We start from the raw sequence: 26,954 nt of genomic DNA on the forward strand, positions 1-26,954 counted from the left end.
TCGTGCCTGCCCACATAAAAACAGCTGCGGCCCTGCCCCCTTTCGGGTGCAGGGCCGCAGCTGCCTAGCGGACTCTCACATTAGTGCCGTGCCGGGGATTGACGACGGCGCCGGGCAGTGAGTGCCACCGCGCCACCTCCCAGCATCGTCAGCAGCAGGCCCATTGCCATGAGCACTGGGCCGTCGAAGCCGGTATTGGAGAGGTTCCCGGCGGCCGGAGCCGTAGTGGCCGGTACAGGAAGAAGCACAAAACCGAAGTCCAGGCTCGGATCCCGCTCGCCATCCTTGCTCAGGCCCTCAGAGGTGGCAGTCCAGGTTGAGGAATCCCCGGTCCGATCACCCTGGCCGGCCGTGGTGGGCTGGTACGGAGCGAGTGCGTTGGCGGAGGCCTTGCGGTCGATCGTGACGGTGTAGGACTCGCCGTCCTTCAACACCGGCAAGTTCTCGAAGGAGTACTTCCCGTCCTTGTCAGTCTTGACCGGCTCAACAACGTTGCCAAACACATCAACAACGGGCTTGCCATCCGGACCAGCAATGGTCAGAACAACATCCTTGATGCCAGGCTCGCCGGCATCCTGCCGTCCGTTGCTATTGCTGTCGACCCATACATAGTCACCCACGGAGACCTTGGGCAGAACAAAACCGAAGTCCAGGCTCGCGTCACGGTCCCTGTCCTTGCCCAAACCTTCAGAGGTTGCTGTCCAGGTAGAGGAGTTCGTGCCACGATCGACACCCGTGTCAACGGTAGGAATGTACGGCGCCAACGGATCCTTCGAGGCCTCTTTGTCGATGCTGACGGTGTAGGACTCGCCGTCCTTCAACACCGGCAGGTTCTCGAAGGAGTACTTCCCGTCCTTGTCAGTCTTGACCGGCTCAACAACATTGCCAAACACATCAACAACGGGCTTGCCATCCGGACCAGCAATGGTCAGAACAACATCCTTGATGCCAGGCTCCTTGGCAGGATCTCCCTGAACACCATCACGGTCAGTATCAACCCACACGTAATCACCCACGGAGACCTTCGGCAGAACAAAACCGAAGTCCAGGCTTGGATCCCGCTGACCATCCTGAGTCAGGCCTTCAGAGGTGGCCGACCAGGTCGAGGAATCGCCTCCACGGTTCCCCTCGGTCTCAACCGTGGGGATATACGGCGCCAACGGATCCTTCGACTTCTCCTTGTCGATGCTGACGGTGTAGGACTCGCCGTCCTTCAACACCGGCAGGTTCTCGAAGGTGTACTGGCCGTTTTCATCTGTCGTGACCGGCTCAACAACGTTGCCGAACACATCAACAACGGGCTTGCCATCCGGACCAGCAATGGTCAGAACAACATCCTTGATGCCCTTCTCACCCTCGGACTGCAGACCGTCTCGGTTGGTATCAACCCACACGTAGTCACCCACGGAGACCTTCGGCAGAACAAAACCGAAGTCCAGACTCGGATCATGCTGGCCATCCTGAGTCAGGCCCGTCGAAGTAGTGGTCCAGTCAGATGAATCGGTGCCCAGATTGCCCGAACCCTGCACGGTCGGAATGTACGGCGCCAACGGATCCTTCGAGGCCTCCTTGTCGATGCTGACGGTGTAGGACTCGCCGTCCTTCAACACCGGCAGGTTCCCAAAGGAGTACTTGCCGTTCTCATCAGTCTTGATCGGCTCAACAACATTGCCGAACACATCCGTCACGGGCTTGCCGTCCGGAGCCGTGATGACCAGAACCACATCCTTGATGCCCTTCTCACCCTCGTCCTGCACGCCATCACGGTTGGTGTCAACCCACACATAGTCGCCCGCAGAGACCTTCGGCAGAACAAAACCGAAGTCCAGGCTCGGATCCCGCTGACCATCCTGAGTCAGGCCTTCGGATGTGGCCGTCCAGGTTGAGGAGTTCGTCCCCCGGTCGGCACCCGTGTCTACTGTCGGAATGTACGGTGCCAACGGATCCTTCGACTTCTCCTTGTCGATGCTGACGGTGTAGGACTCGCCGTCCTTCAACACCGGCAGGTTCTCAAAGGTGTACTTGCCCTTCTCATCCGTCTTGACCGGCTCAACAACATTGCCGAACACATCCGTCACGGGCTTGCCATCCGGACCAGCAATGGTCAGAACAACATCCTTGATGCCAGGCTCCTTGGCAGGATCTCCCTGCACGCCATCACGGTTGGTATCAACCCACACGTAATCACCCACGGAGACCTTCGGCAGAACAAAACCGAAGTCCAGGCTCGGATCCCGCTGACCATCCTGAGTCAGGCCTTCAGAAGTGGCCGTCCACGTCGAGGAGTTCGTGCCACGATCGGCACCCGTGTCAACTGTCGGGATGTACGGCGCCAACGGATCCTTCGACTTCTCCTTGTCGATGCTGACGGTGTAGGACTCGCCGTCCTTCAACACCGGCAGGTTCTCAAAGGTGTACTTGCCCTTCTCATCCGTCTTGACCGGCTCAACAACATTGCCGAACACATCCGTCACGGGCTTGCCATCCGGACCAGCAATGGTCAGAACAACATCCTTGATGCCAGGCTCCTTGGCCGGATCTCCCTGCACGCCATCACGGTTGGTATCAACCCACACGTAATCGCCCACGGAGACCTTCGGCAGAACAAAACCGAAGTCCAGGCTCGGATCCCGCTGACCATCCTGGGTCAGGCCTTCAGAGGTTGCTGTCCAGGTTGAGGAGTTCGTGCCACGATCGGCACCCGTGTCAACTGTCGGAATGTACGGCGCCAACGGATCCTTCGACTTCTCCTTGTCGATGCTGACGGTGTAGGACTCGCCGTCCTTCAACACCGGCAGGTTCTCAAAGGAGTACTTCCCGTCCTTGTCAGTCTTGACCGGCTCAACAACGTTGCCGAACACATCCGTCACGGGCTTGCCATCCGGACCGGCAATGGTCAGAACGACATCCTTGATGCCAGGCTCCTTGGCCGGATCACCCTGAACACCATCACGGTTGGTATCAACCCACACGTAATCACCCACGGAAACCTTACCGGGGGTCAGCACGAAGCCAAAGTCCAGGCTGGGGTCCCGGTCGCCATCCTTGCCCAGGCCCTCAGAGGTGGCAGTCCAGGAAGACGAGTCTCCCTCCCTGTCGCCTTGGCCGGGCTTGGTCGGGTGGTAGGGCGCCAGCGGCTTGGCCGATGCTTCCCTGTCGATGCTGACGGTGTAGGACTCGCCGTCCTTCAACACCGGCAGGTTGTCGAAGGTGTACTGGCCGTCGCCGTCCGTCATGGTTGGCAGCACGGGGTTGCCGAACACATCGGTGACCGGCTTGCCGTCCGGACCAGCAATGGTCAGGACCACATCCTTGATGCCGGGCTCATCCTCATCCTGGCGGCCGTCCTTGTCCTCGTCGATCCAGACATGGTCGCCCACTGAGACTTTTTCCGCCGGGACAGGGCGGAAGGTGATGCCTGTCTTGATGGGTTCCTGGCTGCGGTAGTCGGCCTTGCCGTTGACGATGGCCCTGGCGTGGTAGCCAAAGGAGTTCCATGCCGGCGCCAGCGCTTGAACACCTTCAGGCATCTCAGTGGCCGACTGCGTGGTGAAGGTTAGTGACACCTCGCCATTCGGTTCGAGACCTTGGGGGAAGTCCATGACCAGCTTGATGCCACGGATTTCTTTCGGGTTGGCGGGGCGGTCAATGACCCAGTTGGTGTCGCAACCAGCCCACGGATCCTGTTTGTTCTTGCCGTTGGGCTTGCATGTGGCAGGGTCCCCGGTCAGGTACGAAAGGACCATCTTTGTTTCGGCCGGAACCACAGGCAGCTTCACATCCAGAAGGATTGGTGTCCACTGCGATTCACGGGACTTGCCGTTCTGCGTCGAGGTGACACCGGTATCGCCCGGGAACGGGAAGATATCCAGGATTTCCAGGTGCTGCGCATCAACATTGCCCGTGTTGGCCACGCTGAGTTTCCATTCGGCGGTGCCGCCGGGTTTGGTCTCCACGACGCAAGGGTAACGGTAGAAGCCGCCGCCGAAGTCGTAGCACGACTTGTCGTTTTCTACGCCCGTCTTGACGTTGTGCACACCAGTGGGTGCAGTCTGGCCTTCAACGGGAACTTCCCGCACCAGCTTGCGGGATGCGTATGCCTGGCCTTCGATGAGATTGACCTTGGCTTCGCCGCCAGCGGTGTCAGTCTTCTCGCCACCGAATTCGACCTGGTTGGTGAGGTCTGTGCCTGCCCTCAATCCCGCACGCACTGTCACAGGAATGACGATGGTGTAAGACTCACCCGGGTACAGCTTGGTTCCGGCGGGGAAGCTGAACGTTATCTCGTTGCCGTTGCGCAATTCGGCTTTGACCAGATCGGCATCTTTGGTCATCGAGGTGCCCGGGGGCGCCTGAAGGAATTTCGGTTTGAAGTCGTAGCTCAGTTGCGACACCCAGTCGTCGTCAAGCTGCAGCAGGAGCCCTTGGGCATCCTTCGGCAGTTTGTCGGTGATTGTGGGGTTCAGAATTGCCTCGGTGCCGCTGTTGCTCACCTGGATGGTGTAGTTGACGGCCTCACCGGCAGAAATTCCATTGGGGTTGGCGTTCGAGTCCTTCGTGACACCGGCCTTGCTCTTGCCTGGGATGAACTGGTACTCAGCCTCATCTTTTAGGTCACCGTAGCCCTTGCCCAGGCGTTCGACTGTCGCTGTGGCGTCGTTCTCCACCGTGGACTTGGTGGCGTTGTCTGCCTCGCCAGGGTTGGAGGTTTGCCCATCTATGCTGTTCAGCTCACCTGTGCGCAAAGTGTAGCGCGGCAGGACATTGAACTTGACCACGTTGACGGTCTTGTTCAACGGTTCGTAGTCGTTGCCCTGCATGGTGACGCGAAGACCCTGTACATCTGCATTTGCAGGTGCCTTGGTAGCCCAGGTACCACCCTGGACCTTGACGTTTCCGTTGTCGGTAGTGAAGACAGCGCCACTGAAGTACTCAATGGTGACCTTGCCGTTGCTGGCCGGAACGGGGTTCCAACCGGCAAAGTCGAAGGCGTTCCAGAAGGTTTCATCCACGTCCTCGATGACAATCTTGTCAGCGGCGTCGGTGCCTGTGTTCAGGTTCAGGGACACCGTGACCGGCTTGGGCGTCCCGTTCTCCGGGAAGAAGGTGAGCGCACCGGCCGGGTCGAAGGACTTTGTCAGAACCGGCTTGATGACAACCGAGTTCTTGGTGATGACCTTCACCGGTGCTGATTTGTCCTCTGATACGTCCGGGTCGCCTGCACGCTTGATGGTGGAGGTGGCGGTGTTCGGGATCGAGTACTTCGGATCGAGTTCAGACAACGCAACGTCAATGAGCTTGGAATCGTCTGTGCGCAGCCTGTCACGCAATGATGTGGGCACCGTGAGATCGAACCCGGCTCCGCGAATAACTTTGTGCTGGCCGCTGGGCAGGAGCGAGAATCTAAAGCCGACAACGTCAGCCCAGCTCTTTCCGTCCGTGAGAACAGGCTTCAAGGCCGCTCCGCCTGTGAACGAAGCGGTTGCACCGCCATCGAAAGTCACTTCAAGGTTGGCCGTGGCGGGATTGACACCTGCGCGAAGTGTGGCTGTGAATCCGGTGATGTTGACGTAGTTGAACGGGTTTACGCCGCCTGCCTTCGGATCCACGAGGGTCAGTGAGTCGACAGGGTACGTCGAGGCGTTGACTGCGTTGAGCCTCAGCACATTCGTGGGGTTCATGTCTGACGGTTTCTGCACAATGGTCGTCTTGCCCCATGACTTGCCGCTGCCGAGCTTCATGACCTTGTCGACGGTGACGGTTCCGGTGGAGTCCTTGCCGTTGTTGATGCCAAGCGTATTGCTGAACACAAACTTTTCGGCGGCAAGGTCCTGGAGTTCAAAATCAACCTTGGATACAACGTTCTGGCCATGCGGGAACGATCCTGTGCCGCGGGTGTAAGTCACGCGAACACCGGTAACGTCCTTGCCCTCAAGGATCAGCCGTTCCTTGTCCAACGCGGCATCTTTCAGGACAACCCAGGCGCCTGCAGAATTGCGGTACTCAACAAGTACGTTGTCGGCCTTTTGCGAGTTGTCCACAGTGATTCCGGTAGCTTTCCATGCCGGATACATGTCATGTGTTTCGGGATTGTCGTCTAAGAAAATGTCAGTCTGCACGATCTTGCGCACGTCGACGTTGGTGCTGGTGGGGGCGCCGTCAACCTTGGTGTCCAGGATGGCCGTCGTTGTGTCGCCCTTGATGCCTTCAACGGTGGCTGGACTAAAGGCCTTCGCTCCAATGAGGGTTTCCTTCGGATCAACAACCGTGATGCTGTCAGTGGCATTGTTCTCTACCGCAGGGCCGCCTGCCAGCGGGTCGCCGCTTGCGAGGATCGTGTTGCTGTATGCCTCGGTGCGGGCTGTGGTGCCCAGTATGGAAAAGTCCAGCGCGAAGCCTGACCCAGGCGCAAACTCGCCGGCGAAGCCGATTTCGAAGGACGTGACGTTTTTTCCAGCGGGCAGCCCGGCCGGGAATTTCAGCTGGCCGTTGTTGTTGGTCAGTTCGTAGGGCGTTCCGGCAATAATAATTTGGCCCGAAGTTGCGCCTGCCGGCCAGGTGCCGGAGATGAACTTCTCAAAGTCAATGCCGTTGCCGAACGGCGCCGTGCCGCTGGCCGGTTCCTTGATGCTCATGGTTTTCAACGGCTGGTTGGAGCCGTTTACGGCACCAATCTTTACCGTGGAGCGGTTCTTGCCGTCACCAATGCTGGCTTCGTCACCAGCAACAACAAACTTTGGTGTGAATGACTTGGTGGCGGCAATCGCGTAGTTGGTTTCCACAATGACAAAGCTGTCTTCGGCGAAGGCCGGCTGTGAGTTGCCCTTGGGTGTCTCCGCGGAAATGCTGACTTTGTTCTTGACTGGCTTGTCTGCTGGGGCGGGCTTGGCGCCATCACGGAGCTTGGTCTGCAGGACAATGGAACCTGCGGCACCGTTGGCTGCAATGCCGCCCTTCTCAGCGGTGGATGCTGAGGAGCTGAACGTGAATTCAAAGCCGGTGATCCCCGGGAAATCTGTGCCTGCCGGGAATGCGGGTGGCGCATTGGGTGCGGCGGTGAGTTTCTTCACCTCTCCGGCAATTGTGTAGCTGACCTGGAGGCGGTCTGCGCCTTCAGGATAAACAATGTTGCCGAAACCGGTGAATGCGACGGCGGCGAATGGATCGGTGCCGCCTGTCGGTTCGACGATGGTCAGCGAGGTGGCACCCACCTTGGAGGTGTTCTTGATGCCACCAAGCGTGAGCGCATTGTCCTGGCCGGACCCTTCAAGCACGCTATCCTTGGCCCATGCCTTGCTGATGGAGGCGCCGGGAGCTGCATCTACTTTGACCCCTACCGGGTCAGCTTCATCGGTGACCTCGCCAGCCTTCGAGGTGAGCGTCGCCGTGTTGGTCAGTTCAGCGCCGTCCCACTCGGGGGACAGTGCTGCGGGCAATTTTGCCGTGATCGTGACGGAGTAGTCGGCGCCGTCGTTCAGGCCCGTGCCCTCACCATCCGGAAACACCTCGTTGAAGGTCAACTTGACCCGGTTGTCGCCCTCGGCGCCATCCTGTGTGACTGGTTTCTTGAAACCGAAGGTGGTGACCTTTTTCAGGACGAGCGGTGCAGGCAGTACGTCCACGAGCGTCGCATCGGCGCACGGTTCCGTCAACCCCGTGCAGCCAACAATGAGCTCGTACGTCACCTCGTCGCCAGGCCCAACCGGTCCGGCGGTCGTCAGTGTCTTGGTCAAGGCCATCCCGTCGCCGCCGGCTTTCGCCCCGGCGTCGGACTTTTCCCCCTGAACCAGCAGACCAGGAGCACCAGGTGAGGCAATCGCCATGGATCCCCCTGTCCCCAAAGCAAGTAGCAGCGCAAGCACAATGGCCAGACCTCTGCGCAATCTCAACATCAATTCCCCTATTTGAAGGGCTTCGGGCATGCCTGGGGCCTGCCGTTCACCACGTGCCTACTAACGTTTCGCCGACGCACTGCACATTCCGTCACAGCTGTCCATCGAACATGCTTGCACTGTCCAAACGGACAGTTTTGCCCAAACGCGAGAAATCACCCCGGGGTTCACCCCCAAGCGCCCTGCGCATGTGAGCCACTTCACGCCATGGAGCCAGATGGATGCGGTCCCGCACTTCCCACAAGGGACCGGCGGTAATATTGGTAGCTACAGCAGACGTCACAACGGATGCGCCACAGCCTCGAGAAAGACCAAGCCATGAGCGTCGGTGTTTTTGATTTGTTTTCAGTGGGAATCGGTCCCTCCAGTTCCCACACGGTGGGGCCAATGCGTGCCGCAGCCGCCTTTGTCAGGGAAGTTGAACAAGCCGGCCTGCTGGCACGCGTTGACGCCGTGCAGGTGGATCTCTACGGCTCCCTTGCGGCCACGGGCCGGGGCCACGGCACCATGACCGCCGTGCTGCTGGGCCTGGAAGGCAGGGAACCGGAGTTGATCCTCCCCGCCGAGGTGGATGCCCGACTTGCCGCCTTCGCCGCCGGGGAGCCGCTGCTGCTGGGCGGCAGCCGTGCCTTGGCGTACGGCGCCGAGGACATGGTGCTGCACCCGCTGACCATCCTGGACCGCCACACCAACGGCATGAAGTTCTCCGTGTCCGACGCTGCGGGCCACGCGCTGCACGAGGCCACCTTTTTCTCCGTGGGTGGCGGCTTCATTGTCCGCGAGGGCGAAATTGATGCTGCAGCCGCGGAATTGGAAAGTTCCAAGGCAAAGCTCCCCCATCCCTTCCGCACGGCCGCGGAGCTGCTGGAGCACTGCGGCAGCACCGGGAAGAATTTCAGCGGAGTCATGCTGGCCAATGAGCTGGTGGAGCGCACCGAGCAGGAAGTCCGCAGCGGCCTGCTGCACATCCGTGACGTCATGGAAGACTGCAAGAATTCCAGCCTGGACCGCAGCGGCCTGCTGCCGGGCGGGCTGAAGGTTCGCCGACGGGCGCCGGACTGGCATGCCCGGCTGCGCAAGGAAGACCCGGACCGTGATCCGAAGTTCTGGCAGGAATGGGTCAACCTGGTTGCCCTGGCCGTCAATGAGGAAAACGCCTCGGGCGGGCGTGTTGTCACGGCCCCCACCAACGGCGCAGCCGGCATCATCCCGGCCGTCATGTTCTACGCAACCCACTACACAGAGGGCATGGCGGGTGCCACGCAGGAGAAGATCGACGACGTGGTGGTCACCTTCCTGCTCGCCGCCGGAGCCGTGGGCGTTCTCTACAAGGAACAGGCTTCCATTTCCGGCGCCGAGGTGGGCTGCCAGGGCGAGGTGGGATCGGCGTCGTCCATGGCGGCGGCAGGACTCGCCGAGGTCATGGGTGGCACCCCCGAGCAGGTGGAGAACGCGGCGGAAATCGCCATGGAACACAACCTGGGCCTGACCTGCGACCCCATCGGAGGACTGGTGCAGGTGCCCTGCATCGAGCGCAACGCCATCGCCGCAGCGAAGGCCATCAACGCCGCGAAGATGGCCTTGTGGGGCGATGGCCAGCATCGCGTCTCCCTCGACGAGGTCATTGTGACCATGCGCGAGACCGGCCGTGACATGAGCTCCAAGTACAAGGAAACCGCCATGGGCGGCCTGGCCGTGAACGTGGTGGAGTGCTAGCCACCCCATGAAAAAGGCCTGTCCCCCGCCGAAGCGGAGGACAGGCCCAATAGGGATGTGGAGATGGGGAGAATTGAACTCCCGTCCGATGTTGTGTTGTCAGGGCTTCTCCGGGTGCAGTTTGCAGCGGTTTTTCTCGGCCCCAGCTGTCTCGCAAACAAGCAGCTGCCAGGCCCAGTTGCATAAAAGTCCCCCAAGTTCCTGCAACAAGAACTTAGAGCAGTGGCCCTCTAGATGACGCCAGGATCCGGGACGAGAGCATTCCCGGGCTGACGGACTGTCTTACTGCTTAGGCAGCAAGAGCGAAGTCAGTGCGATTTGATTCAGCACTTATTTTTTTACAGAGATCGTTTACGAGATAACCCTGTATCCTCGACCCGCTTCACCTGTCTCGACATACACCGTCGAAACCGATCATCCCCTATTGTTTTTTCAAATCCACGTCCGGCTCCCTTGCGGGAAACTATCCGTGGACTATCCATGCTAGCGCATGTGGCGCCGAAAATATTCCGGCCACCACCCGCTCAGCCAAGCAGCCCTTTCGCCACCTTGGCCTGCAGGACCAGCAGTGCCGCCGCGTCCACGGCCTTGGCGAAGGCCGGATCCGCCTTGGCCGCATCAACCATGCCGGCATACATGCCCGGCAGCAGTGCCTGGTTGGTGCACAGGGCCATGGTGCCGCCGGCCGCGATGAACTTGACGCCGCGTTCGGAAACGGGCACAGCGGAAACCTGGACGGCGTCGCAGATGTCATCACTGACGATGATCCCCTCGAAGCCCAGGTCGCCGCGGACCATGTCGTTGACGATGGTCCGGGAGAACGGGGCCAGCTGGCCGGGGTCGATCTTCGGGTAGTCCGCATTGGAGATCATGAGCCACGGGACACCGGCCGCGGCTGCGTCGCGGAAGGGCAAAAGGAATGGGTCGTTGCGGACAGTGGTGGCGTCGGTGACGTCGGCGTCCACATCCGTGTTGGCGGTGACCCTGCCCAGTCCGGGGAAGTGCTTGACGGTGGCGTCAACGCCGGCAGCCGCCATGCCACGGGCAAAGGCGAGGCCATGGCTGGAGACAGCCTCCGGGGTGTAGCCGTACTCCCGGCCAAAGGCGCCGATGGGCGCATTCTGCGGGGCGAAGGCGGCACTGGGGACGGTGTCCAGCACGGGTGCCAGGTTGACGTTGACCCCCACTGCCGCCAGCTGCTGCCCCCACGCCGTGGCGTCGGCCTGCAGGGCGGCGGGGTCCAGCTGCCCCTGCTCAATGGCCTGGGGCATCTCGGCAAAGCCGGGCCCGCGCATGATCTGCACAAGCCCGCCTTCCTGGTCCGTGGCCACAAAGGGGCGCACCCCCTGGGTTCGGTCTCCGGACACATGCGCGGCAATGTTCGCCACCTCGGCGCCGATCCCCGCCGTTCCGGCGGTGCTGCGCCCCTTCATGAAGATGTTGCCCACGTAGAGGGTGTCCAGCGCGTAGAGCGAGTTGGCGTCGGCCCCGGTCACGGGCGAGGACACCATGAGCACCTGGCCCACCCTTTGCTCCAGGGTCATGGCCGCCAGCTTGGACTCCGCCACGCCCTGTGCCGGGGCGGACGACGCCGGAGGCGGGCTTGCGCTGGGTGGCGGCGCCGCCGTCGTGCTGGGTGACGGCGACGGGGAGGCGCTGGGCGAACTGCCTGCGGCCGGCTGCGGGCCTGCACTGTTGGTGAAGAGCACGGCCAGGACCGCCGCCAGGGCCGCCGCGAGCACAGCTGCGCCGATGATCCACTTGTTCCGCTGTGTCAGTGCCACGGCTCCCGCCTATCCGCGTTGGTGCAGGTGGGCGGCATTGAGCTCGTCCATCTGTTGGTCTGTGAGCTCATCCAGGATTTTCCGTTCGCCCCTGTCTGATTTGGCCATGCGGACAACGAGGAGGATCAGGACCGGGAGGTCCATGATCTCGGCGACGAACCACAGCCAGTCCCCCGCGAGCTGCTGGTCAGCCAGTGCGGTGGGAAACCAGGCCGGCCTTGCCCCGCCCAGGGCGGCTGCGCCGTCGAACACTGTGGGGCTCAGGCGCATCAGCAGGCCCGGGATGGCGTCAGCGAGCAATTCGATGAAGGCAAACACGAACTGCACCATGATCAACCCCGTGCCCACCCGGGTCTTCTCCTCCACCATGGGGAGCACCATCAACAGGCCCAACAGCGGAATGGCCATCCCCAGCAGGCCCTCCCACAATGGACTCATGCGGGTGATCCCGGCCAGCGGCGTCAGCATCATGGACAGCACCACAAGGCCAAGAACGGGGGCCACGGCGCTGTTGGAGAAGAGCCGCACAGGCCTGCGGGCCACGGCGGCCAGGACGGAGCGCAGCCGACCTTGCCGAATCGCCACTTTCGCCAAGCCGAGTGGGAGGCCCAGCGCCAAACCGGCCGGCACCACAAACAGGAGCAGGGCTATCCGGATGGAAAATGCCCAGCGCAGTTCAGGTGAGTGGGTGCCCAGGAAACCGAAGCTGATGGCCGCGTAGCTGCCCAAGCCCACCATGTAGAAGGCCGCAATGCGCCACAGCGGCCAGCGGCTGCCAGCCCGGGAAGCCCTGAGCAGGCCCCAGGCGTACAGGCCCCCGGCCGCAAGCAGAAAGCACAGCGCCCACAGGTCCAGGCTCCAGGTTCCCAGGAAAGTGTCCAGCGCCGGCATCAGTGGCTAGCCGCGGTTCTTCTCGCGCATGACCCGCAGTGCCTCGCGGTTGTCCTGCTTTTCGCGCAGTGACTGGCGCTTGTCGTAGTCCTTCTTGCCTCGGGCAATGGCGATTTCCACCTTGGCGCGGCTGTCCTTGAAGTACAGCTGCAGCGGAACAATGGTGAAGCCGGACTCGCGGGTCTTGCGGTCGATCTTCTCCAGCTCTTCGCGGTGCAGCAGGAGCTTGCGGCGGCGGCGTGCCGTGTGGTTGGTCCAGCTGCCGTTGAGGTACTCCGGAATGTAGACGCCCTCGAGCCACAACTCGTCGTTGTAGAACGTGGCAAAGCCATCCACCAGCGAGGCCCGTCCCTCACGCAGGGACTTGACCTCGGTGCCCATCAGGACCAGTCCGGCCTCATAGGTGTCCATGATGTGGTAATCATGCCGGGCCTTGCGATTGGTGGCCACCACCTTCAGGCCACTTTCCTTGGGCACGGTACAACTCCTCTTGTGTTTGCGGGCCGCCGGATGGCAGCGGTCCCAGTTTAGCAACAGCCCACACGGGGCCGGGACTGGCTAGAGCAGGCCCATCGGGTCCACGGGTGCCCCGTTGAGCCAGGTTTCAAAGTGGGCGTGGCAGCCGGTTGAGTTTCCGGTGTTGCCCGAGTAGGCCACCAGCTGGCCGCGTTGCACGGTCTGGCCGGCCGAGACCAGGACCGCGGAGTTGTGGTAGAAAACTGTCATGAGGGCGTTGCCCTGCATGACGCCGTGGCTAATCCACAGCACGTTTCCGCCGCCCCACACCACGTTGGTCTGCCCCGCGAGGGTGACCGTGCCGTTGGCCGGCGCATAGATCGGGGTGCCGCAAGGGGCGCCAAAGTCGATGCCCGTGTGGTCGTAGTAGCCGGTGCCGTTGAAGTCGGCGGTTCCCGGGGGAACCGGGCGGTTGCGGACAAACGGGGAGGTGATCGGGATGTTGGCTGCGAACGGGTGCTGCAGGCCGAATGCGGACACGTTGCCCTGGGCCGGTGGCACGTAGGGCGGGGGCACGAACCCGCCGCCGCCACCGCCGTTGTTGTTTGCGGCTGCCTGCTCCCGGGCAATGCGCTCTGCCTCGGCCTTGGCGGCGGCTTCGGCTGCTTCACGTTCCTTGCGCTGGATCTCGGCGATCTGGGCGGCCACGGAGCTCTGCTGGGCCTGGACGGCCTTGAGCTGCTGCTGGATGCGCGGCTTCTCGGCCTCCAGCTTGGCGTTCAGGGCGGCGGAATCGCTGATGAGCTTGTCAACCGTGGCCTTTTGGGCAGCGGCCGCGTCGCGGGCCACCTGCTCCGCTGCCAAAGCTGCCTCGGCCTGCTTCTTGAGGTCCTTGATCTCCACTTCAACGGCAACCAGGCGGGCCTGGGCGTTTTGGTTGGTGGCCTTCTGAGCCGTAAGGGCCTCGAGGGCGGCCGTCTGGCTGCGCAGTGCCTGCTCGGCCAGGTCGATCGAGTTCGCGAGGTCGTTCGTGGAGCCGGCGCCCAAGATGAGCGTCAGGTTTACCGGAAGCCCGCCTGCCTTGTAGGACTGTGCGGCAATCTGGCCGATCATGGCCTTGGTTTCCGTGGCCTTTTCGGCATCGGCGGCTATCTGGGAGGTGATCTTGTCCTTGCTTTGCTGGGCAAGGTCGATGCGGGCGGCGAGCGAATTGACCTCGGCGGTGGCCGCAACAACGCGGTTCTGCGCATCGGCCAGGGCAGCCTGGGCCCCGGGGAGCTGGCCCTGGTACATGACCAGGTCCGCGGCGGACTTGGCAATGCCGGCGTCGACAAACTCGAGCGAGGTCTCCACGTCCTGGGCTTGCTGCGCCAGGGCGGCGGCCTTGTCGTTGAGGTCCTCGGCCTGCGCCGCGGGCACGAGTCCCAGGAGTCCCACGGCCAGCAGTACGGTGACGGAGCCGGCAATCCCGCGGGCAACGCGGCGCGGGTTCGCACGCCGAGTTACCCCGCTTGGTTTCGAATACATGCCGCGATGCTCCTTCAATAAGCCTGCTAAATTCATGCCGGACCTGGCTGACAACGCCAGTCACACAAGTAACACCTGTAACAGTGCCACCCTCCACCTTACACTTTCAGGTTTTTCCTCAGGGAGACGGCCGAGGCCACCCCTGCCAGGACCACTCCCAGCAGGATCAGCACAGGGTAAATCACAAAGGCGTCCGAGGCGGAAATGAAGGGTGTCCCGGAGTTGGAGGCGGCCAGGTATCCACCCATGAAGAAGTGCACAATGGACCACACCGCGCCCGAGGCCAGCAGCGCACCCACGGTGGCTGCGATGACGCCCTCCAGCACGAAGGGAAGCTGGATCACGGTTCGCGAGGCGCCCACCAGGCGCATGATTTCAATCTCCCTGGTTCGCGACTGGGCGGAAAGCCGGATCGTGGTGGAAATCAACAGCGCCGCACAGACTGTCATGAGGGCTGCCACACCGATGGCAACGTACGTGGCGATGTTCATCCAGGAGAACAGCTTTTCCAGCACCTTGCGCTGGTCCACCACGGAGTCCACACCGGGGGTGGCCGAGAACGTTTCGTTGATGATCTGGTACTTCTCGGGGTCTGTCAGCTTGATGCGGAACGAGGAGGGCAGGTTCGCGGCCTCCACGGAGTCCACCATCGGGGAGTTGGCAAACTGCTCGCGGAAGTGGGCCAGGGCCTCGTCCTGGCTTTCAAAGGACCAGGTCTCGATGTACGGCTTGACGGCGGCCGATTCCAGCATGCCCTCGATGTTCGCCTTCTGGTCCTCGGTGACGGGCCCGGACACGCAATTTGTGTTGGCAGGAACGTCGTTGCACAGGTAGATGGTGACCTGGACCTTGTCGTACCAGAAGCCCTTGAGTTGGCCGATCTGCATCTGCAGCAGGCCGGCGGCGCCAACAAAGGTCAGGGACACGAAGGTCACCAGGATGACGGAAATGACCATTGTCATGTTGCGGCGCAGGCCACTGCCCAGCTCGCCCATGATGAAAGCAAGTCTCACTTGAGGTCCTCAATCATAGAAGTCTCTGTTTCGGCGACTGCCGCCACGGGGAGGCTGTCGCGCCGGCGCACGAGGCGCGGCGGCATGGACTCCTCGTCGGGGCCGCTTGCCTGGGCGGCACTCACGATGCGCTGGCGGCGCGTCTGGGGCTCGGCGTCGTCCTGCACGGAAGGCTCGACGGCGGCTCCCTGGCCTGCCGCCGGGGCCACGATCGGGATCATGGAGGTGTATTGCGCGGCGGGCTCGTCGCGGATGACCTTGCCGTGGCGCAGCTCAATGACGCGCTTGCGCATGGAGTTGACGATGTCCTCGTCGTGCGTGGCCATGACCACAGTGGTGCCGTTCTGGTTGATCTTGTCCAGGATCTCCATGATGCCGGCGCTGGTGGTGGGGTCCAGGTTTCCCGTGGGCTCATCTGCCAGCAGGATGCCCGGCTGGTTCACAATGGCGCGGGCAATGGCCACGCGCTGCTGCTCACCGCCGGAAAGTTCTGTGGGCTTGCGGTGGCCCTTGTCCGCCAGGCCCACGAGCTCCAGCACGCGGGGCACCTCGGAGCGGATGGCGGCGCGGGACTTGCCCAGCACGGCCATGGCATAGGCAACATTGGCAAAGACCGTCTTGGTTTGGATCAGGCGGAAGTCCTGGAACACCACGCCAATGCCGCGGCGGAACTTGGGCACACGCCAGCTGGGCACGGTGGCCACGTTCTGGCCCGCCACGTAGATCTGGCCGTGCGGGGTCTTGTACTCCCGCAACACCAGGCGCAGGAGCGTGGACTTGCCGGAGCCGGAGGAGCCCACCAGGAACACGAACTCGCCGCGTTGCACATCCAGGGAAACGTCATCGAGCGCAGGCTTGGACTTGCGGTCGTAAGCGATGCTCACATTTTCAAAACGAATCATGACTTTTTCATTGCCGGGCCGCGGGGGTGGCGGCCGCCGGTGGCAGGGCAGGGTTTGGGGGAAGAAGCCGCCAGCATAACGACTATAGGCGCGAAAATCGGCGATTGCCGGTTCCGTGGCGGTGTGTCGGGCCTTGGGCCTTGCTGTGAATCCGTGGGCTTTCCGGGCCGGCGGGGGCCGGGGTTCAGCCCGCCAGCGGCACCATGTCGCTATGTTCGTCGCGGATCGGGGCGTTGATGAGGGCGTGGTCGTAGAGGACCTTGGCGTTGTTTTGAACAATGAGTTCGTTGGCAATTTCGTTGCCGGTGCGCTTGTCACGGACGCTGCGGTAGACCTTGTTGCGCCTGTAAACGTCCTGGCCCACGGCCTGGAAATGGGCGTCCTGTTCCTTCAGGTGGTACTTCACGCCCAGGGCTTCGGCGGCCCGCAATTCGCCACGCAAATGTTCCTCGGTGAGTGAGATGCGGAACTGGAAGGTGTTCTGGGTGGGGTTGTGCACGCGGTAGTCCAGGTAGTTGTACACAATGGAGGTGCCCGTGCCGAAAGGGATCTGCCGGTTGAAATCCGGGAACAGGTCAATTTCACCGTGGTGGTGGTGCTCAACAATTTCCAGGGGGCTGTGCAGCACCATCCAGTGCAACAGGTTGGTGAACTGGCACATGCCGCCGGCGATGCCGGAGGCGGGGCCGTTGTTGTTGATCGTCAGGCCTGTGCGGTAGCCCTTCCTGGCTGAGCAATGGCCCACCAGCTTCCAAAACGAGAAGGTCTCCCCCGGCCGGATCAGGACGCCGTCAATGTGCGGGGCGGCGAGTCCCAGGCTGATGGCCTTGTTTTCCTGCAGGGCCACATCGACGTTGCCCAGCTTGCGCCTGATCAGCGAATTGTGGCGGTACACGGCCACCGGCAGGTCTTCCATGCTGCGGGTTGTTGCAAGATTGGTTCGCCGGAGCAGGTCGGAGACCTGGCGTGCGATGATCTGCCGCTTGACGGCGATGGCATACGTGAACGGGGAAATGTCCCCAAAAAGCTTCCGGCCCAAAGTGCTTGCGTCCCCCACAACTTGGGCGCCCCTGCAGGGCGCCCGTCAATGCCGCACGGCGGCCCGGACGAAATCCAGGCGCCGTTTCGGCCCAATGTAAGTAACGCTACCGCCCGTTCTTGGCCGAGGCGGCATCGTGCGGCATTGTTACGGGCAGAGCTGGCGCCTAGGCCTTTTCGGCGTTCCGCTGGTCGGCGCGCCAGCGGATGCCCGCGTCAATAAAGTCGTCGATTTCACCATCGAGCACGGCTGCGGCGTTGCCGACTTCGTGTTCGGTGCGCAGATCCTTGACCATTTGGTAGGGGTTCAGCACGTAGGAGCGCATCTGGTCACCCCACGAAGCCTTGACGTCGCCGGCCATGGCCTTCTTCTGGGCGTCTTCCTCCGCCTTCTTCAGCAACAGCAGGCGCGACTGCAGCACGCGCATGGCGGCCGCCCGGTTCTGGATCTGCGACTTCTCGTTCTGCATCGAGACCACGGTTCCCGTGGGGAGGTGGGTCAGGCGCACGGCGGAGTCGGTGGTGTTCACGGACTGGCCGCCGGGGCCGGAGGAGCGGAACACGTCCACGCGGATGTCGTTGTCAGGGATCTCAATGCTGTCGGTTGACTCGATGAGCGGGATGACCTCCACGGCGGCGAAGGACGTCTGGCGCCGGCCCTGGTTGTCGAAGGGGCTGATGCGCACCAGCCGGTGCGTGCCGGCTTCAACGCTCAGGGTGCCAAAGGCGTAGGGCGCCTTGACCTCAAAGGTGGCGGACTTCAGCCCGGCTTCTTCGGCATAGGAGGTGTCCAAAACGGCCGTGGGGTAACCGTGGCGTTCGGCCCAGCGCAGGTACATGCGCAGCAGCATCTGGGCAAAGTCTGCCGCATCCACGCCGCCGGCGCCGGAGCGGATGGTGATGACGGCCTCGCGCTCGTCCCATTCGCCGGCCAGCAACGTGACAATTTCCAGCTCTTCCAGGGCCTTTTGCAGGCTGGGAAGTTCCTTGGCGGCCTCGGCGAGGGAATCGGCGTCGCCCTCTTCCTCGGCCATCTCGACCAGAACTTCGAGATCGTCGATCCGGGCCTCGAGCTTGCGCAGCTTTTCCAGCTTGGACTGGGCGTGGCTGAGCTTGGAGGTCACCTTCTGCGCGGCGGCGGGGTCGTCCCACAGATTGGGCGAACCGGCCTGGTCCGAAAGGTCCTCGATGTCTTCAAGGAGCTTCTCCACCTCGGAGACCTGCTCAATGGAGGTGTAGGTTGCGCGGAGCGCCTTGAGTTCTGCGGAAAAGTCGATCGCTGCCATGATATTCAAGCCTACGTCATGTGTGGCGCCGCCGGTCACTGGCGGCCGGCCCCTGCGTCACAGTTCCAGGTTGGCGCGGGCCGTGCTGGTGACCTTGATGGGGATGCCGTCGGGCACCAGGAAGTTGATGAACAGGGGATGGACGACGGCGGTCATGGCCACGTACGCTGTGTGCCCGTCGGGTGCGCCTGTGCCCGGGGCCAGGGCAATGCCGCCAATGGTGGTGGGCGTTTCAATCCCGGCGAGGTAGTCCTGCGCGGCGGAGAGCACGCCCTGGTTGTTCAAGAGCGTGCCCGGGTCCCCCGTGGAACTGCCTCCGCTGAGCACAAAGGTGTCGGCGGCTGCGAGCGCTGCGCCGTCGGCAATGGACAGCAGCTTCTTTTGGCCCAGGTAGAGGCTTCCCGCGGCGGCAACCACCGTGACCACCAGCAGGGCCAGCAGCACGTAGCCGATCATCAGCACCATGACATGCCCGGCGTCCGTGCCGTCATGCGGCTCCGGCACCTTCCTCACCTGAACCTCCCCACCTTTTGCGATGCCGAGGCATCCACGGTGGCCGCCGTGGCCGTGACGCCGGGGACGGAGCCCACCACGGGCAGCTCAATGCGCAGTTCCACGCGGGCGTGGACCGTGGCGCCGGCGGTGAGGCAGCCGCCGTCGCACGTGATGGCGAGCGTCGCATTGGCCGCGTCGAAGCCCATGTCCTCCACGGCGAGCCTGACCGCCTGCTCGGCCGCCTGCTGCGCCGAGGGGAGGTCGCCGCTGAGCACGTACACCTTGGCGGCCTGGTCGGCGGCACCCACCACAGCGTAGGCCCCGGCCTGGACCTGCCCCACAGTCAGGATCAGGTACACAACGGGAATCATGAGCAGCACGGCCAGGAAGATGAACTCCACCACTGCGCTCCCCCGCTCCGTGGTCCCTTCGGGCACTGGATCCCCCGGCGCCGGTTCCTGCGAGGCACGTCCCTGGCCGCTACCTCGTGATGACAGCATGGCCCGTCATTTCCAGGGTGCGGGCGGGCCCGAACAGCCCAATGAGCGGCAATGGGGCACTGATCGACACGGTGAGCACGCGCAGGCCGTCACGGCTCTCCACGGCGGCCCGCACATCCTGGGCGTAGCCCGGCCCCAATGCCGATGCCACCAGCAGGCGTGCCCGGTCCTGCGCATCGGCGGCCGTCCTGTCCCCCAACGCCCCGTAGCGGGCTGCCGAGGAGGCGGCGTCGGCCACCGTATTGCGCACATGCTGGGCCAGGGCCAGTTGGATCAGCGCGACAAAGATGACAGTGACCAGGGCGCCGACCAGCACAAAGTCGACGACGGCCGAGCCGGCCTCGCGGGCACGCAGCCTCCGCCCATGCGGCGGGGCGGCCCCGTCCCCTAGGGCTGAACCTGCTCCATGGCCTGGTTGAACAACTGCTGCAGGGCCGGCCCGGCGATGGCCAGGAGCCCGGCCACCAGCACGGCAGACATTAGTGTGATCAGGACCCAGCCGGGAACGTCGCCGCGGGAACTTCCGCCCACCGGACGCGGCACGGTCAATCGGCGGGTGAGCGCCCCCAACGTTCGTGCCGGGCCCGCAAGCTTCCGCCCCAGCGCGACATGCAGCGACGCTGCGATTCCCAACAACTTGTTGCTGAATTGCATGGTTCTTTCCCTCCACATGGTGACTTGCATATTGAAGCTGTGGTTCCCTGCCGGTGCGGTGGCCAGTGTCCATCTAGAAACCGATCTGCAGCATGGCCAGGCCGGGGAAGACGGCGAAGACAACTGTCAGCGGCAGGACGCCGAAGATGAGCGGGACCATCATGCCGATCTCCTTGCGGCCCGCGGCCTCCATGAGTTCACGCTTGGCCACGTCGCGCACGTCCTGCGCCTGTGCCCGGAGAACATCGGCCAGCGGCGTTCCGCGGTTGATGGCAACACTGATTCCATCCACAAAGCGGGACAGTGCTGCGACGTTGACGCGGGCGGAGAACTGGTTGAGGGCCTCCACCAGTGGCATGCCGGTGCGGGTCTGGGCCAGCACCTTGGAGAATTCCGCCGACAGCACCCCATTGGAGGTCCGGGCCACGCGGTCCAGTGCGCTTGCAGCGCTCTCGCCGGCACCGACTGCGAGCGCCATGAGCTCGGCCAGGGCCGGAAACTCCGCCAGCATGCGCGCCTGCCGGTTTTTGATGCGCCTGCCCAGGAGGTGGTCGTAGAGCATGTAGCCGCACACCATGGGGCCCAGCGTGAGCGCAAGGGCGCCCAGGGGATTCAGGCTGCCACGCCAGAGCAAGAACAAGGCAAACACCACACCCGCAAGCAGGCCTGCGCCCGCCCACAGGAACTGCATGGCCCGAAATTCCAGGGGTGATTCACTCCGTCCGGCCTGTTCCAGCCGCGCGCCGAGGCCGTGCACGCTGACGTTGAGGCGGCCCAGGCGGTGCACGGCATCGGACAGCACCAGCCGGAAGATCTTCTCCAGCGGCCCGAAGAGTGTGCCGGGCCCGTCGCCGTCCATGAGCCGGGAGCGGCCAACCACATTCCGCAGCTGCGGCTCCACGCGCTGGGCAAAACTTGGCCTGCGCATGGCGGGGAGCCGCAGCCATGTCAGCCACAACCCTGCTCCCAAGACCAGCCCCACGCCTGCAACCGCCATCAGGTGCCCGTTCACTGGAGCACCCGCTGTTCCCCGGGAAGTGCCCCGATGCGCAGCATGATCCGGTAGCAAACCAGCGAGGTCAACAGCCCGCCGCCCAGAACCGCCCAGCCCGCGGGCGAGTTGTAGGCTGCGATGGCCTCGGGCCGGGTGGCCATCAACATGAGCACGATCCAGGGCGCGGCTACGGCGAGGCGGGCTGCGTTGACGGTCCATGACTGCCTGGCCTCAAGTTCGCTGCGCGTGCGGGCGTGGTCGCGCAGGAACTCGGACAGGGTGCCCAGGAGCTTGCCGAGGTCGGAGCCGCCCACGTCCCGGGTCAGCCGCAGGGCTTCAATGATCCTGTCCGCCACCGGGTCCGCCAGGGAGGACTTGAGCCTTTGCAGGGACGCCTCGAAGTGGCCCGAGGCCCGGTAGTCGGCGGCGAAGGAGTTGAACTCGGGGCGGAGTTGCACCGGGCCCTTGTTGCCCAGCTGGACCAGCGCCTCGGGGAGTGACAGCCCGGCCCGGATGGCCGAGCGCAGGTGGTCCACAACATCGGGCCAGAGTTCGCGCAGCACGGTCGCCCGGCGTCGTGCCCTCATCTTCAGCAGCGCAAAGGGGAGGTAGGCGCTGATGAGGCCCAGGCAGGCGGCGATGGGCGGAGCCCCGGTCAGCACAAAGACCAGCAGCATGACCAGCACGGCCAGGCCCACTGTGCTGGCCACGAGTGACGCCGGGGTGACCTGCGGGGCGCCTGCCTGCTGCAGGAGCTGCTCGAGCTTGCTGCGGCGGCCAAGGCCTGGCCGGCGGACGGGTGAGCTCCAGCAGGCGGTCCAGACCAGGAACAGGCCCATTCCGGCCAGCAGGCCCACGACGGCCGACATCAGGCATCCCCCATGAGGGCTGCAACGCTGTAGCCGGCCAGGGCAAACTTTTCCGGCGGCGGCAGGGCGGTGTCGGAGGCGGTCAGGCGGCCCTCGACCGTGCTGAAGATGAGGCTGGATTCAATGATGCCGTTCTCCACGCGCCTGCCCAGGGCCAGTATTTCCCCAACGCTGCGGCGGCCGTTCGGGGCACGGACGCAGTGCACCACAAGGTCGATGCAAGCTGCCACAGTGGGGACCACGAAGGCCGCCGTGATGTTCTCGCCGGCCAGCAGCGGCAGGGTGCAGATCTTGACGACGGCATCGTGGGCCGAGTTTGCGTGCACGGACGCCATGCCGGGCATTCCGCTGTTCAGGGCGATGAGCATGTCCAGGCTTTCGGCCTCGCGCACCTCCCCCACGATGAGCCGGTCCGGGCGCATGCGCAGCGCCTCCTTGACCAGGCGACGCAGAGGAATCTCCCCCATGCCCTCGAGGTTGGGCTGGCGGCACTGAAGCCCAACTACGTCCCGAAGCGGCAGCCTCAGCTCGAAGATCTCCTCCACCGTGACCACCCGTTCGCGGGATCCGATCCCTGCGGCCAGGCAGTTGAGCATGGTGGTTTTCCCGGCCTGGGTGGCTCCGGACACCAGGATGTTCAGCCCGCTGCTGACGGCGGCGCCGAGGAACCTGGCGGCCTGCGGGGTGAGGGAGCCCAGGTCCACGAGGTGTTCCAGGCGGCTGGCGCGGGCAGTGAACTTGCGGATGTTCACTGCCCAGTGGGTTTGGGTGATGTCGGGGATGACAACGTGCAGGCGGCTGCCGTCGGGCAGGGCGGCGTCCACGAAGGGGCTGCTCAAGTCGAGGCGGCGGCCGGAGCTTTTGAGCATGCGTTCCACCAGGTCCCGGACCTGCTGGGGTGTAAATACTATGCCTGTCAGTTCGGATTCGCCGTGGCGGGCCACATACACCTGGTCGGGTGCATTGAGCCAAATTTCCTCGATGTCCGGGTCGTCCAGCAGGGGTTGGAGCTCGCCGAACCCTGCAACGGCGTTGAAAACGTGGCGCTTGGCGTCGTGCCCCTGGGCCAGGACCGGGACGGCTCCGAGCAGCGACCTCTCGCCGTAGTCGTTGACAGCCGCCTCGACCAGGGCGCGCACCTCGTGCCCCTGCCTGAGGGGATCCAGGCCCCTGCGGCGGATGAGTTCACGGACCTCATCTTCGAGAAGTGCCAGCGCATCCAAACCAGATACCTCCGCCCCTTTGCGGCGCCCCCAACGCTGTTGTAGTTCAGGAGCCTAGACCTGACACGGGCGCCACGCCAGAGGCAGTCCGTAACTGTGGACAACTGCCATCGGGACTCCTACATCACTTCCCAGCCTCTCGAGACCGCAATGCGCTGGCCCAGGGCAGGCATCAGAGCCGCCGGAGGCAACGCACTGGGCGATGCTGCTGGCAGACCGGGCGTTGAAACTGACGCCAATGACTTCAGTCTCCGAGCCAACAGGGCCCCCTTGAATTCCTCGAACTGCGAATCGGCCACGACCATCGTCGTCTTTTTGACTGGCGATCTCCTTGAATTGGCTGCAACCGGTGACAATTCCCGGGTTGCTCGTAGCCATGGCGCCTGCGCCGCTTTGTCGCGCGGAAGCCAGCGCCAACTCGTTCGCATGGAGGCGAAGTTGCCATGATTTGCACCCAACCGCCCATATGTTGGGCACCAACCGGCGAGGGGTGCCCCGGGGCCTGGCCGAGACCCGAACTCCGAATTGTTAGTATGGTTAGTGGCCCCGGTCAATTACGCAGCACATTTGGGCATGTGCCCGTAGGAGAGTTCTAGACTTTATGACTTGGTTTCAAGCCCTGCCCGCGTTGGCAACGGCCCTGCTCATAGTATTTCTGCCAGGCACCGTGCTGGCACGTTGCCTCGGTGCCCGTGGAATGACCTGGCTCGGAGTCTCCGCGCCCCTGTCCATGTCACTGGTCGGTGTTGGCGCAATTGCCACCCAAATGGTCAACGTTCGCTGGTCACTGTTGGCGCTGGCACTCGTGACACTGCTGGCATCGGGTGCCGGTCTGGGACTTCGATACGTCCTGGTCATTCGCAAGTCGGCCCCCGCACCCTTGTGGATTCGGCCCACTCCGGGCATGGTTGCTGGCATGTTGGCCGGCCTCGGTTTCGGCGCCGGCGTCATTGCGTGGCGGTTTACCAGGATGTTTATCCATCCGGGGAACATCTCCCAGTCGTACGACAACGTGTTCCACCTGAACGCAATCCGTTACATCATCGATTCAGGCAACGGATCCTCACGCTTTCTGGGAACGCTCGAGGCCGGAGGCGGCACTTCCTTCTATCCTGGCGCATGGCACGACCTGGTGGCCCTGGTGGCCCAAGGCAGCCAGGTTTCCATTCCTGTCGCCATCAACAGCGTCAACATTGTGCTCGGTGCGCTGGTATGGACCGTGTCGAGCATGTACCTTGCAAGCCGCATTGCCGGCACCCGGCCTGCCACTCTGCTCGTGACAGGCGCCCTCGCCGGGGCGTTTGCGGCATTCCCGTACCTGCTTGTGGATTTTGGGGTTCTGTATCCAAACTTCCTGGCTATCGCGGTGCTCCCTGCCATGATCGCCCTGGGTTGCGACGCATTGGGGCTTTCATCAAGTTCGGCGCCACACCCCGTACTGGCCTGGGTCCTTCTTGCCACGGCTGCCCCTGGCCTGGCCCTGGCGCACCCCAATGTGTTCCTGGCCATGGCCGCCTTCGCGGTGCCCATGCTGCTTTTTTGGCTGGTCCTGCAGAGCATCCGAAAGTACAGGAAGTCTGCCGGGTGGTTGCAATACGGCGGCTCGGTCGTGGCTGTGGCTGCCTATCTGGTCCTCCTGCTCACGGTTTGGGAAAAGGTCCGCCCCAGCAAGGCCGCGTCATTCTGGCCACCCACCCAAACAATCGCACAAGCATTTGGCGAAGCAATTTCCAGTGCCCCACAACGTGGTCCCATTTCCTGGGTCATTCTTTCCCTGACGGCCCTGGGCCTGCTGGCTATATCCAGGGACGGCAAGAAACTGTGGTTCCTCGGGGTCTACGCGGTCGGTGTCATGTTCTATGTGGTGGTCTCGGGATTCGCCACGGGAGACTTGCGCTCATTCATTACAGGCGTCTTCTACAACGACAGCTTCAGGTTGGCTGCAATGCTGCCCGTGGCTGCCCTGCCGCTGACAGTCCTGGGCGCCGTCTGGCTTTTCAGCTCGCTGCTTGAACGGGTGCCCACCCGCTGGCGGGAATCTCGAGCAATCTGGTGCAGCATTCTGGTGTTGGGTTCCGCGGCAGCCTTGGCGACGGGTATTGCTGCCCAGGACAACTCAGTTGACACAGCACAGGACAAGGGTTTCAACATGTACGAGCTGACCCCCGACTCACTGCTGCTATCCACCGATGAGGCCAAGCTCATTTCCCGCGCCTCCGCTTCCATTCCGGAGGGCTCCACCGTCATCGGCAATCCGGCCACAGGTGCTTCATTGGTGTATGCCCTTGCCAACCGCAATGTCATTCTGCCGGCAGTGGCAAGCAGTCCCAGCACCGACGACAAGATTGTCACCGAACGGCTTGGCCAAATCCTTGCCGACCCAACAGTGTGTGAGGCTGTCGAGCGCCTCAACTCGTTCTACGTTTTGGACTTCGGTGAAAAAGCAGTCAACAACATAGTTATTCCGTTCCCAACATCAGAAGAACTGGCGGCAAATCCAGGGCTGACGTTGCTTGACCAGGAGGGCCCGGCCAAGCTTTACAAGATCAACGCCTGCAGATAGGGCCATCCAAGGCGCATCTGCGGGCCCCGAGCCTTCCCGGGCCCTGAACGAGTGTGTCCCTGCAGATTGCCTGCAGGGACACACTTTGCCAGTGGCAGGTCAGTGGGGCGCAGCGCCTGCTATGCGCCGTAGCCCTGCGGGTTGTTGAACTGCCAGCGCCAATGGTCTTCACACATTTGTGCCAGGTTTCTGTGGGCGGACCATCCGAGGTCGGCCAGGGCCGACGAGGGGTCCGCATAGCTGACAGCGGCATCGCCCGGACGGCGCGGGGCAAATTCGAAGGGCACCGGCTTGCCGGCCGCATCCCCAAACGCCTGGATGACCTCGAGAACCGACGAACCGTTTCCTGTCCCCAGGTTCCAGCGGAACACACCAGCGTGGGCTGGCAGGTAGTCCAGGGCCGCCAGGTGTCCGGCAGCCAAATCCATGACGTGGATGTAGTCCCGGATGCCCGTGCCATCCGGTGTGGGGTAGTCGTTCCCAAAAACCATGACTTTTTCGCGCCGGCCCACGGCAACCTGTGCGACGAACGGCAGCAAATTGTTGGGGATGCCTGAGGGGTCCTCACCGATCCGGCCGGATTCGTGGGCGCCCACCGGGTTGAAGTACCGCAGCAGGGCCACCCGCCAGCTGGGATCGGCGGCACCCAGGTCGGTGAGGATGTCCTCGATCTGTTCCTTGGTGCGTCCGTAGGGGTTCGTGGCGTCCAGCGGCATCTTTTCGATGAGCGGGACTTCCTCGCTGGCGCCGTACACCGTGGCGGAGGAACTGAAGACGAGCGTGCGAACGCCGTGCTTGTCCATTGAGGCAAGAAGGTTCAGCGTGCCGACAATGTTGTTTTGGTAGTAGCGCAGCGGCTGGGCAACAGACTCGCCCACAGCCTTCAGGCCCGCAAAGTGGATGACCGCGTCAATGCCTTCGCTGGCAAATAGGGCGTCGACGCCCTGTGCGTCCAGCAGGTCCAGTTCCACGAACTTCGGATGCCTGCCGGTAAGCTCCTCCACCCTGCGCAGTGATTCGGCCGAGGAGTTTGCCAGGTTGTCCAGCACGACGACGCTGTGCCCGGCTTCCAGCAGGCAAAGGACGGTGTGCGAACCAATGTATCCGGCGCCGCCGGTGACTAGTACTTTCATGCGATCCAGCCTATACGG

19 protein-coding genes and 1 other RNA gene are annotated in these 26,954 nt (G+C 63.2%); 2 read left to right on the plus strand and 18 right to left on the minus strand.

What is annotated here, in order from left to right; all coding sequences use genetic code 11:
• Positions 1–80: 80 nt before the first annotated feature.
• Entirely contained in the window at positions 81–7,823 is a 7,743-nt protein-coding gene (locus PCK14_RS03830) for an SdrD B-like domain-containing protein (protein ID WP_269937143.1), read from the minus strand.
• A gap of 387 nt (positions 7,824–8,210) precedes the next feature.
• Between PCK14_RS03830 and PCK14_RS03835 the strand changes: the two genes are divergently transcribed.
• A complete protein-coding gene (locus PCK14_RS03835; protein ID WP_269937144.1) occupies positions 8,211–9,608 on the plus strand; it encodes an L-serine ammonia-lyase in 1,398 nt (465 codons plus the stop codon).
• Positions 9,609–9,663: 55 nt separating this feature from the next.
• Here the strand turns inward: PCK14_RS03835 and ssrA are convergent.
• The 16 genes from ssrA to PCK14_RS03915 form a co-directional block, all read right to left on the minus strand.
• Positions 9,664–10,030: a transfer-messenger RNA gene (gene ssrA, locus PCK14_RS03840) on the minus strand.
• A 102-nt stretch (positions 10,031–10,132) separates the two neighbouring features.
• The gene (locus tag PCK14_RS03845; protein ID WP_269937145.1) at positions 10,133–11,392 is read right to left on the minus strand and encodes a glycoside hydrolase family 3 N-terminal domain-containing protein; all 1,260 of its coding nucleotides are present in this window, start codon (positions 11,390–11,392) and stop codon (positions 10,133–10,135) included.
• 9 nt (positions 11,393–11,401) lie between these two features.
• Positions 11,402–12,283 (minus strand): cytochrome c oxidase assembly protein, encoded by an 882-nt coding sequence (locus PCK14_RS03850; protein WP_269937146.1) that lies wholly within the window; start codon positions 12,281–12,283, stop codon positions 11,402–11,404.
• Positions 12,284–12,289: 6 nt separating this feature from the next.
• Complete coding sequence (smpB, locus tag PCK14_RS03855) at positions 12,290–12,760, minus strand: SsrA-binding protein SmpB (protein ID WP_269937147.1); 471 nt, start codon at positions 12,758–12,760, stop codon at positions 12,290–12,292.
• A gap of 81 nt (positions 12,761–12,841) precedes the next feature.
• Positions 12,842–14,266, minus strand: a complete 1,425-nt coding sequence (locus PCK14_RS03860) for a peptidoglycan DD-metalloendopeptidase family protein (protein ID WP_269937148.1) — start codon at positions 14,264–14,266, stop codon at positions 12,842–12,844.
• Between the two features lie 98 nt (positions 14,267–14,364).
• On the minus strand, positions 14,365–15,279 hold the full coding sequence (gene ftsX, locus PCK14_RS03865) for a permease-like cell division protein FtsX (RefSeq protein ID WP_269937149.1): 915 nt from the start codon (positions 15,277–15,279) through the stop codon (positions 14,365–14,367).
• Positions 15,276–16,181, minus strand: a complete 906-nt coding sequence (ftsE, locus tag PCK14_RS03870; RefSeq protein ID WP_269937150.1) for a cell division ATP-binding protein FtsE — start codon at positions 16,179–16,181, stop codon at positions 15,276–15,278. The genes ftsX and ftsE overlap by 4 nt, the downstream gene beginning before the upstream one ends.
• A gap of 184 nt (positions 16,182–16,365) precedes the next feature.
• Positions 16,366–17,220 (minus strand): VanW family protein, encoded by an 855-nt coding sequence (locus PCK14_RS03875; RefSeq protein WP_269937151.1) that lies wholly within the window; start codon positions 17,218–17,220, stop codon positions 16,366–16,368.
• Between the two features lie 166 nt (positions 17,221–17,386).
• Complete coding sequence (gene prfB, locus PCK14_RS03880; protein WP_269937152.1) at positions 17,387–18,505, minus strand: peptide chain release factor 2; 1,119 nt, start codon at positions 18,503–18,505, stop codon at positions 17,387–17,389.
• A gap of 57 nt (positions 18,506–18,562) precedes the next feature.
• On the minus strand, positions 18,563–19,009 hold the full coding sequence (locus PCK14_RS03885) for a pilus assembly protein TadG-related protein (RefSeq protein WP_269937153.1): 447 nt from the start codon (positions 19,007–19,009) through the stop codon (positions 18,563–18,565).
• Between the two features lie 5 nt (positions 19,010–19,014).
• Positions 19,015–19,500 carry a hypothetical protein gene (locus tag PCK14_RS03890; RefSeq protein ID WP_269937154.1) on the minus strand — a complete coding sequence of 162 codons (486 nt, stop codon included), beginning with the start codon at positions 19,498–19,500 and terminating at the stop codon, positions 19,015–19,017.
• Complete coding sequence (locus PCK14_RS03895) at positions 19,481–19,816, minus strand: pilus assembly protein (RefSeq protein ID WP_442864659.1); 336 nt, start codon at positions 19,814–19,816, stop codon at positions 19,481–19,483. Before PCK14_RS03895 ends, PCK14_RS03890 begins: the two co-directional genes overlap by 20 nt.
• A 71-nt stretch (positions 19,817–19,887) precedes the next feature.
• A complete protein-coding gene (locus tag PCK14_RS03900) occupies positions 19,888–20,154 on the minus strand; it encodes a hypothetical protein (RefSeq protein WP_269937267.1) in 267 nt (88 codons plus the stop codon).
• A gap of 73 nt (positions 20,155–20,227) precedes the next feature.
• Entirely contained in the window at positions 20,228–21,166 is a 939-nt protein-coding gene (locus PCK14_RS03905; protein WP_333474341.1) for a type II secretion system F family protein, read from the minus strand.
• Complete coding sequence (locus PCK14_RS03910; RefSeq protein WP_269937155.1) at positions 21,163–22,017, minus strand: type II secretion system F family protein; 855 nt, start codon at positions 22,015–22,017, stop codon at positions 21,163–21,165. Before PCK14_RS03910 ends, PCK14_RS03905 begins: the two co-directional genes overlap by 4 nt.
• Positions 22,017–23,240 (minus strand): CpaF family protein, encoded by a 1,224-nt coding sequence (locus PCK14_RS03915; RefSeq protein ID WP_269937156.1) that lies wholly within the window; start codon positions 23,238–23,240, stop codon positions 22,017–22,019. Before PCK14_RS03915 ends, PCK14_RS03910 begins: the two co-directional genes overlap by 1 nt.
• Before the next feature lie 601 nt (positions 23,241–23,841).
• Here PCK14_RS03915 and PCK14_RS03920 point away from each other — a divergent pair.
• Positions 23,842–25,803, plus strand: coding sequence for a DUF6541 family protein (locus tag PCK14_RS03920; protein WP_333474342.1), 1,962 nt, complete (start codon positions 23,842–23,844; stop codon positions 25,801–25,803).
• Positions 25,804–25,922: 119 nt separating this feature from the next.
• On the opposite strand, the gene galE is transcribed toward PCK14_RS03920, so the two are convergent.
• The gene (galE, locus tag PCK14_RS03925) at positions 25,923–26,936 is read right to left on the minus strand and encodes a UDP-glucose 4-epimerase GalE (RefSeq protein ID WP_269937158.1); all 1,014 of its coding nucleotides are present in this window, start codon (positions 26,934–26,936) and stop codon (positions 25,923–25,925) included.
• Between the last annotated feature and the right edge of the window lie 18 nt (positions 26,937–26,954).

The organism is Arthrobacter sp. HY1533 (assembly GCF_027568515.1).
In the GTDB taxonomy this organism is placed as follows: domain Bacteria; phylum Actinomycetota; class Actinomycetes; order Actinomycetales; family Micrococcaceae; genus Specibacter.

Coding starts and splice junctions, on each gene's coding strand:
- PCK14_RS03830 (WP_269937143.1), bottom strand. CDS start 7,823: ATGGCGATTGCCTCACCTGGTGCTCCTGGTCTGCTGGTTCAGGGGGAA.
- PCK14_RS03835 (WP_269937144.1), top strand. CDS start 8,211: ATGAGCGTCGGTGTTTTTGATTTGTTTTCAGTGGGAATCGGTCCCTCC.
- PCK14_RS03850 (WP_269937146.1), bottom strand. CDS start 12,283: ATGCCGGCGCTGGACACTTTCCTGGGAACCTGGAGCCTGGACCTGTGG.
- PCK14_RS03860 (WP_269937148.1), bottom strand. CDS start 14,266: ATGTATTCGAAACCAAGCGGGGTAACTCGGCGTGCGAACCCGCGCCGC.
- ftsE (WP_269937150.1), bottom strand. CDS start 16,181: ATGATTCGTTTTGAAAATGTGAGCATCGCTTACGACCGCAAGTCCAAG.
- prfB (WP_269937152.1), bottom strand. CDS start 18,505: ATGGCAGCGATCGACTTTTCCGCAGAACTCAAGGCGCTCCGCGCAACC.
- PCK14_RS03890 (WP_269937154.1), bottom strand. CDS start 19,500: ATGCTGTCATCACGAGGTAGCGGCCAGGGACGTGCCTCGCAGGAACCG.
- PCK14_RS03900 (WP_269937267.1), bottom strand. CDS start 20,154: ATGCAATTCAGCAACAAGTTGTTGGGAATCGCAGCGTCGCTGCATGTC.
- PCK14_RS03910 (WP_269937155.1), bottom strand. CDS start 22,017: ATGTCGGCCGTCGTGGGCCTGCTGGCCGGAATGGGCCTGTTCCTGGTC.
- PCK14_RS03920 (WP_333474342.1), top strand. CDS start 23,842: ATGACTTGGTTTCAAGCCCTGCCCGCGTTGGCAACGGCCCTGCTCATA.
- galE (WP_269937158.1), bottom strand. CDS start 26,936: ATGAAAGTACTAGTCACCGGCGGCGCCGGATACATTGGTTCGCACACC.